This window comes from Pseudomonas sp. D4002, assembly GCF_013385665.1.
Lineage (GTDB): Bacteria > Pseudomonadota > Gammaproteobacteria > Pseudomonadales > Pseudomonadaceae > Aquipseudomonas.
Genome location: NZ_JACAPN010000012.1, coordinates 70,162 through 77,453, shown reverse-complemented (window position 1 = coordinate 77,453; position 7,292 = coordinate 70,162). Strand labels below are relative to the sequence as shown.

Here is a 7,292-nt window from a genome sequence, read left to right as displayed (position 1 = left end):
AAAGCCGACCTGAGTGTTAAAAACCAAGCGCTTTTCTGTAGGAGCCGGCTTGCCGGCGATGCAGACACCTCGGTGCATCAGGTACACCCAGTTGATGCCATCGCCGGCAAGCCAGCTCCTACAGTGGACCGTGCCCGCTTTAGCTTCTGATTTGGCTTTTAACACTCAAGCCGGCTTTCAGGCCGCTGTAAGAGCGGAACCAATATCGGCCATCACCCAAATAACGGATATGCCCCCGATCTACCACCCCCGCAACCGCTCCCAAACCTGCACCTCACCATTCTCCAGCAGCGCGCCATAGCTGCCGAACTGCGTCCCCGTAGCACACGCATGGTTAGGCAAAACCCTCAGCCGCGTCCCCAGCGGAAACCGCTCAACCACATCCACCGCCACCCCGTCGAACCAAGCCACCCCATGCTCCTGATTCGCGCTGCCCACCAGCAACCCCTCAATCACCTCACCACCCTCGGTACACACCTGCCCATAACCAAAATCCCGCTTCTGCGACTGCGTCCCACGATCCCGACTCATCGCCATCCACCCCGCGTCGGTAATGATCCAGCCCTTTTCCACCTGATGCCCGATCACCGTAGTCAGCACACTCAACGCCAGCTCATCAATGCGGCACACCCCAACGTTATGCATCACCAAATCAAAAAACGCATAAACCCCAGCCCGCAGCTCAGTCACACCCTCCAGGCTCACCGCCGACAGCGCCGTGGGCGTCGAACCCACACTCACCTGCAAGCAAGGCAACCCCGCCCCCCGAATCACCTCGGCCGCTGCAACACAGCGCGCCCGTTCCTGCTCGGCAATCGCCCGCAACGCCTCAGGCGTATCCAGCCCGTAACTTTCCCCGGCATGAGTCGACACCCCGGCAAGCATCCCGCCGCCATACAGCAGCCTGGCGATCTCCAGCAACAGCGGATCCTGAGGCTTCACCCCGGACCGGTGCCCATCACAGTCAATCTCAATCAGCACCGCAAAAACCTCACCCTGCAGCGCACCGAACTCGACAATCGCCCGGGCCCCGGCAAGGCTGTCGGTGATCAGCGTCAGCGCACACCCCTGACGACGCAACGCCAACGCCTGAGGCAATTTATGCGGCGCCATCGCCACCGCATACAGAACGTCCCGAATGCCGAGGTCGAAAAAATACTCGGCCTCCTTCAACGTCGAAACCGTAATCCCCGTGGCCCCGGCAGCGATTTGCGCCGCCACCACCTCGGCACATTTATGGGTCTTCACATGGGGCCGCAAGCGCACACCCAAGTCATCGGCACGCTGCTGCATACGCAGGATATTGCGCTGCATCCGGCTCACATCCAGCAAAGCTGTCGGGGTTTCCATCGTGCACACTCCAAAAGGTAAATTGACGGTCTATCCAGTACTGGATATGTTGTCTGAATGAAAAAACACACTCCCGAACAAGCGGCCTTGATCAGCCAGCTCGAACAGATTGCCGAAGGCCTGAGCAAGACCTTCAGCCCGTTTTGCGAGGTCGTGCTGCACGACCTGCGCGACCCGCAGCACGCAATCATGGCCATCCACAACAACCTCTCCGGGCGCCAGCCGGGTGACCCGGCCACCGAGCTGGGCCTGGCGCGGATTGCCGATCCCGAGTACCCGCAGGTGATCGCCAACTACCAGAACCAGTTCGCCGACGGGCGTCAGGTCAAGAGCACTTCCATCGGCATCAAGGACTCCACCGGCAAGTACGTGGCGGCCTTGTGCATGAACGTCGACCTCTCGTTGTTCCGTGGCTTGCAGGGCATGCTGGAACAGTTCGGCTCGGTCAGCGGCGATCGGCCCGCCGAGTCTCTCGACCCGTCCGGTGCCGACGCCATTCGTGCGCGCATCGACCAGTTCGCCGCACGCCTGGCGACCACCCCACGTGCCCTCAAGGCCGCCGACCGGCGCCTGCTGATGCAAGAGCTGAAAGAAGCCGGCGTGATGGACATCCGGCGTGCCATGGAAACGGTTGCCTCACACCTTGGGGTCTCGCGGGCGGCGGTCTACACCTACGCCAAATGACCTATGCCGAGCGCGCCACGGCTTCGATTTCAATCAGATAGCCGTGGTGCAGTTCCGGCACCGGCACCACCGCGCGGGCGGGGCGGTGATCCCCCAGCGCAGCGGCGTACAAGCCATCAAATTCAGGCCAGTGTTTTACCCCCACCACGTACACCGTGACTTTCACCAGGTCTGCGGGTGAGCCGCCTGCGGCCTTCAAAATCGCCAACAGATTGTCCAGGGCCACTTGAGCCTGTTCGGCAAACGAAGCCTCGAGGTTATGACGCCCGTCAGGGCTCACCGGCAATTGACCGGAGATGTACAGCGTGCCCTGGTGGCTTACGGCCTGGGAGTAGTGACCGGCAGGCTGGGAGGCAGTGGCTGTGTGGTGAATCTTCATGATCGGCAGTTCTCAAGCAAGGGAGGGAAGGGGAGCAGGTTGTTCATCGGTGGCACCGTGGCCAATCACCGCCGTGGCCACGCCGCAGCCGAACACGTTGGTGGCGGTACGGCCCATGTCGAGGATCGGGTCCACGGCGAGGATCAGCAGCAAACCGGCTTCCGGCAGGCCGACCATCGGCAGGCCCGCCGCGAGCACCACCAGTGAGCCGCGCGCCACGCCGGCGGTGCCTTTGCTGATGACGAGCAAGGTCAGCAGGATCATTACTTGATGGCCGAAGCTCATCTCGATGCCATAGGCCTGGGCGATGAACATCACGATAAACGCCTGGTACATCATCGAACCGTCGAGGTTGAACGAGTAACCCAGGGGCAGCACAAAACTGTTGATGCGCTTGGGCGAGCCGAAGCTGTCCAGGGCTGCGATGGTCTTGGGGTAGGCCGCCTCGCTGCTGGCGGTGGAGAACGCCAGCAAAACCGGGCTGCGCAGCAACTGCAACAGCTGTTTGAAACGTGCGCCCAGCGCCAGGTAACCCACGCCGCTGATCACCAGCCACAGTACCGCCAGGCCCAGGTAGAATTGCGCGATCAACTTGCCAAAGCTGCCCACCATCCCCAGCCCGTACAGGCTGATGGTGGCGGCAATTGCGGCAAACACCGCCAGCGGCGCGATCACCATCACGTATTCGGTGATGCGGAACATCACCTGGGTCAGTTCTTCCAGCACGTGCAGGATCGGCGACCTGGCGCTGCCCTTGACGAACGCCAGCGCTGCGCCGAAGAACAACGAAAACACCACGATTTGCAGCACCTCATTGTTGCCCATGGCCTCGACGATGCTGCGGGGGAATACATGGGACAAAAAACCCGACAGGTTGAAGCTGGCGGTGTTCAAACCGCTGTTGCCGTTGGCCGCCACACTCAGGTTGAGCCCCGCGCCTGGCTGAAACAGATTGGCCAATGTCAAACCGATCAGCAGCGATACCACGGACGCAATCAAAAACCAGGTCATCGCCTTCAACCCGACACGGCCGATGGAACCGCTGTCGGCCATGCTCGCCACGCCACTGATCAACGTCGCCAGCACCAGCGGCGCGATGACCATCTTGATCAGGCGCAAAAACACGTCGGTGACCATGCTGAAGTAACCCGCGATGGTCTTGGCGGTGTCGGCGTCCAGTTGGGCATGCAGCACGGCCCCCACCAGCACGCCAAGGATGATCGCAATCACAATGGCCCGGGCCAGGTAACGATTTTTCATAAGCACCTCTTGTTGTTAACGCTCAGGGAACACCCAGGCATTTTTTATAGGCGGCAGAAATTGCAGGCAGCAGGAAGCCATGTGGCAAGCACGCTCGCCACAGTATTTTCTTGTTAGAGGTTTTAGCCCTTTAGCAGGCTCGCGTACTTCTCGATATCGACGTTGCCACCGGTCACGATGATGCCCACGCGCTGGCCCCGGAACTGCTGCTTGAGGTTGCGCAAGGCCGCAAGGCCGAGGCAACCGGTGGGCTCCACGACCATCTTCATGCGTTGCATGAAGAACCTCATCGACTCCACTAACTCGGCGTCCGAGACCGTAAGGATGTCATTCACGTTCTCGCGGATGATCGGGAAGGTGTGATTGCCAAGGTGCTGGGTCTGGGCGCCGTCTGCGATGGTCGCGGGCGTGTCGATGTGCACGATGCTGCCGGTCTGGAAGGAGCGCTGACCGTCATTCCCGGCTTCGGGCTCGACCCCGTACAGCAGGCAATCAGGCGACAACGCACGGGTGGCCAATGCCGTACCGGAGAGCATGCCGCCACCGCCCAGGCCGACAAACAAGGCATCCAGTGGGCCGGTGAATTCCAGCAGCTCCTTGGCGGCAGTGCCCTGGCCGGCCAGCACGTCCGGGTGGTCGTAGGAGGGGATCAACGTCATGCCGTGCTGCTCGGCCAGGGTGCGGCCGATCTGCTCGCGGTCTTCGGTGATACGGTCGTAGAACACCACGGTCGCGCCGTATTCCCGGGTGGCGGCGACCTTGGCAGCCGGGGCGTCGGTGGGCATTACGATGGTGGCCGGCATCTGCAACAGGCGGGCGGCCAGTGCGATGCCTTGGGCGTGATTGCCCGAGGAAAACGCCACTACACCGGCCTTGCGCTGCGCCTCGTCAAACCGGGAAAGCGCATTGAACGCACCGCGAAACTTGAATGAACCGGTGCGTTGCAGGTTTTCGCATTTGATGAACACCTGGGCCCCGGTCTCGGCGTCGAGGGTGCGCGAGGTGGACACCGGCGTGCGGTTGGCGAAGCCCTCCAGGCGTTCGGCGGCTTTGATCACGTCATGGTACGAAGACAGTTGCATGGAAAGGACCTCTGAAAATGAACCGTGCACGAGCGCATTGCATTTGCTGTCTGGATAAAATATCCATAACTATACAAAATGTAAAGCTCGGCATGCCCACTGTCTTCAGTGCCCGACCAGCTCTTCCAGCAACCGGTCCTTGTAGCCCTGCAAGACCGGCGAACTGCGCTCCCTCGGATGTGGCAAGTCCACCCGGATTTCATGCTTGATCCGCCCCGGGTGGGCGTCCATCACGATCACCCGGTCACCCAGGTACAGCGCCTCTTCGATGTCATGGGTGACCATGATCACCGTGCAGCGCTGTTGCACCCAGATCCGTTGCAGCTCCCGCTGCAGGTGCACACGGGTCAGGGCGTCGAGGGCGCCCAGTGGTTCATCGAGCAACAGTACCTTGGGTTTATTGATCAGTGCCCGGGCGATTGCAGCACGTTGCGCCATGCCGCCGGAGAGCTGGTGCGGGTAGGCGTTTTCAAAGCCGGTGAGGTTGACCAGAGCGATATGTTCGGCCACTTGCCGATCCTTTTCGGACTGGGGCAGGTTGTGGTTTTTCAGGGCCAGGGCGATGTTCTGGCTGACGGTCATCCACGGGAACAGGCGGTGATCCTGGAACACAATGCCGCGCTCCAGGCTGGTCGCGGCGATGCGCTGGCCGTCCAGCAGGATATCGCCTTCATACTCGGCCTCCAGCCCGACAATCAGGCGCAGCAAGGTGGATTTGCCGCAGCCGCTGGCGCCGACGATGCTGACAAACTCCCCTGGCCGCACGTCGAGGTTGATGTTGTGCAACACCGGCAGCGGCTTGCCTTCGATCCGATAGGCCTTGTTCAGGCCGCGAATCTGCAGGGCGCCGGTCTGCACGGCGGTGTGGAGGGCGTGGTGGGCGATTGCGTTCATGTTCATGGCCTTCAACGAATATTGCGCCAGCGCAGCACGTGGCGGCTGAGGCGGGTAAACAGCAGGTTCATCAGGTAGCCCAGCAGGCCGATGCACAGCACGCTGAGCACGATCACTTCCATGCGCGAGCCAGCCTCGGCATTCATCATCAGGTTGCCCAGGCCGGCGCCGGAGGACAGGAACAGCTCACTGCCGATCGCCGTGACCCAGGCGAAGGCGAGGGCATGCAACACGCCGGTGGCGATGCTCGGCAACGCCGCCGGCAACAGCACGTGCACGAACTGCTGCACCGGGCTGAGCACCAGCACCTGGCCGACTTCACGATAACGCTGCTCCACATGGCTGAAGCCCTGGTAGGTGTTGAGCACCATCGGGTAGAACGCCGCGAGGCTGACGATCAGCACCTTGGAGAACTCGCCGTTGCCGAACCACATGGCAATCAACGGGATCCAGCCCAGCATCGGCACCTGGCGAATCGAATGGAACAGCGGGCCGATCAAACGGTTGGCCACACTCGACAGCGCCATCAGCACCCCCAGCACCACGCCGAACAGGATGCCCAGGGCCAGGCCGCCACTGGTGCGGGCCAGGCTGGCCAGCAGGTTGACCAGCAACTCGCCGTTACCGAGCATTTCCAGCAACGCCGAGCCGATCGCCGACAGCGGCACAAAGGCGTAGGCGCCGGCCGCGTCCTGGCGCGAGGCGTATTCCCAGGCGAGGATCAACAGCAGCGGCAGCAACAGGCCGCGGGATTTTTTCAAGAGGGTCATGCCGGGCTCCTAGCGGGTCTGCCAGCGAAACAGCCGCTGTTCCAGTGAACGAAAGCCAAAGTCGAGGGCAAAACCAATCAGCCCGGTGACCACCACACCCACCATCACCACGTCGATGCGCAGCATCTGCCGGGCCATCTCGATCATCTGCCCCAGGCCGCTGTCGGCCGCCAGCAGTTCGGTGGCCACCAGCACCACCCAGGCGCGGGTCAGGCTGATACGAAAACCGGTGATGATCGGCGGCGCGGCAGCGGGCAGGGCGATGCGCCAGACGAAGGTCGGCCAGCGCAGGCGGTACACGTCGGCCACTTCGAAGTAGCTGCGGGGAATGCCCTTGACGCCTTCGCTGGCGGCCAGGGCCACCGGGAAAAATGCGGTCTTGGCGACGATGATGATCTTGAAGGTTTCATCAATGCCGAACAGCAGCACGAACATCGGGATCAGCGCGATGCTGGGGATCTGGCGCAAGGTGTGGAACAGCGGGGCGCAATACACCTCGACGTTCTTTGACAGGGCCATCAGCACCCCGAAGGCCAGGCCGCACAGCGAGCCGATGCCAAAGCCCAGACCGAGCCGGGACAGGCTGTTGCCCAGGTGTTCAGCGAGTTCGCCGCTGGCGAGCAGTTCTTCAAAGGTTTGCAGGACCTGGGCCGGCGGTACCAGCAGGTTGCGCGGGAAGATCCCGAGGTGCGCCACCAGCGTCCAGGTGGCGAGCAGGGCCAGCGGCGAGATGAGCCAGGTCAGGGCAGTGAGCAATCGGTAAGGGCGCATGGCGGGTCTTATTTCAGCGAAGTACCCGGGGGCTATCGCAAGACATGTGCCAGTGAACACAACAGGGGAGAACAATGAAGGCCAAATGTGGGAGCTGGCTTG

At 62.0% G+C, this 7,292-nt stretch carries 8 protein-coding genes; 1 reads left to right on the top strand and 7 read right to left on the bottom strand.

Going from position 1 to position 7,292, the window contains the following annotated elements; all coding sequences use genetic code 11:
* Positions 1-240: 240 nt before the first annotated feature.
* Positions 241-1,350 carry a DSD1 family PLP-dependent enzyme gene (locus tag HX824_RS05085; RefSeq protein WP_177023074.1) on the bottom strand — a complete coding sequence of 370 codons (1,110 nt, stop codon included), beginning with the start codon at positions 1,348-1,350 and terminating at the stop codon, positions 241-243.
* Positions 1,351-1,407: 57 nt separating this feature from the next.
* Between HX824_RS05085 and HX824_RS05080 the strand changes: the two genes are divergently transcribed.
* The gene (locus tag HX824_RS05080) at positions 1,408-2,034 is read left to right on the top strand and encodes a transcriptional regulator (protein ID WP_003212543.1); all 627 of its coding nucleotides are present in this window, start codon (positions 1,408-1,410) and stop codon (positions 2,032-2,034) included.
* Position 2,035: 1 nt separating this feature from the next.
* Here the strand turns inward: HX824_RS05080 and HX824_RS05075 are convergent, their stop codons facing one another.
* The 6 genes from HX824_RS05075 to HX824_RS05050 all read right to left on the bottom strand — a co-directional run bounded on the left by HX824_RS05075 (position 2,036) and on the right by HX824_RS05050 (position 7,190).
* A complete protein-coding gene (locus HX824_RS05075) occupies positions 2,036-2,413 on the bottom strand; it encodes a RidA family protein (RefSeq protein WP_008430534.1) in 378 nt (125 codons plus the stop codon).
* Between the two features lie 12 nt (positions 2,414-2,425).
* Positions 2,426-3,673, bottom strand: a complete 1,248-nt coding sequence (locus HX824_RS05070; protein WP_008430531.1) for a dicarboxylate/amino acid:cation symporter — start codon at positions 3,671-3,673, stop codon at positions 2,426-2,428.
* Positions 3,674-3,795: 122 nt separating this feature from the next.
* Entirely contained in the window at positions 3,796-4,755 is a 960-nt protein-coding gene (locus tag HX824_RS05065; protein WP_177035530.1) for a threo-3-hydroxy-L-aspartate ammonia-lyase, read from the bottom strand.
* Positions 4,756-4,860: 105 nt separating this feature from the next.
* The gene (locus HX824_RS05060) at positions 4,861-5,649 is read right to left on the bottom strand and encodes an ABC transporter ATP-binding protein (protein ID WP_023658820.1); all 789 of its coding nucleotides are present in this window, start codon (positions 5,647-5,649) and stop codon (positions 4,861-4,863) included.
* An 11-nt stretch (positions 5,650-5,660) separates the two neighbouring features.
* Positions 5,661-6,419: an ABC transporter permease gene (locus HX824_RS05055; protein ID WP_177023071.1), complete on the bottom strand. Its 759-nt coding sequence runs from the start codon at positions 6,417-6,419 to the stop codon at positions 5,661-5,663.
* 9 nt (positions 6,420-6,428) lie between these two features.
* Positions 6,429-7,190, bottom strand: coding sequence for an ABC transporter permease (locus HX824_RS05050; protein WP_008430524.1), 762 nt, complete (start codon positions 7,188-7,190; stop codon positions 6,429-6,431).
* Positions 7,191-7,292 lie beyond the last annotated feature (102 nt).

Bases quoted from the DNA above. Each gene is read 5' to 3' on its own strand.
- HX824_RS05085 (WP_177023074.1), bottom strand. From the start codon at position 1,350: ATGGAAACCCCGACAGCTTTGCTGGATGTGAGCCGGATGCAGCGCAAT.
- HX824_RS05080 (WP_003212543.1), top strand. From the start codon at position 1,408: ATGAAAAAACACACTCCCGAACAAGCGGCCTTGATCAGCCAGCTCGAA.
- HX824_RS05075 (WP_008430534.1), bottom strand. From the start codon at position 2,413: ATGAAGATTCACCACACAGCCACTGCCTCCCAGCCTGCCGGTCACTAC.
- HX824_RS05070 (WP_008430531.1), bottom strand. From the start codon at position 3,673: ATGAAAAATCGTTACCTGGCCCGGGCCATTGTGATTGCGATCATCCTT.
- HX824_RS05065 (WP_177035530.1), bottom strand. From the start codon at position 4,755: ATGCAACTGTCTTCGTACCATGACGTGATCAAAGCCGCCGAACGCCTG.
- HX824_RS05060 (WP_023658820.1), bottom strand. From the start codon at position 5,649: ATGAACGCAATCGCCCACCACGCCCTCCACACCGCCGTGCAGACCGGC.
- HX824_RS05055 (WP_177023071.1), bottom strand. From the start codon at position 6,419: ATGACCCTCTTGAAAAAATCCCGCGGCCTGTTGCTGCCGCTGCTGTTG.
- HX824_RS05050 (WP_008430524.1), bottom strand. From the start codon at position 7,190: ATGCGCCCTTACCGATTGCTCACTGCCCTGACCTGGCTCATCTCGCCG.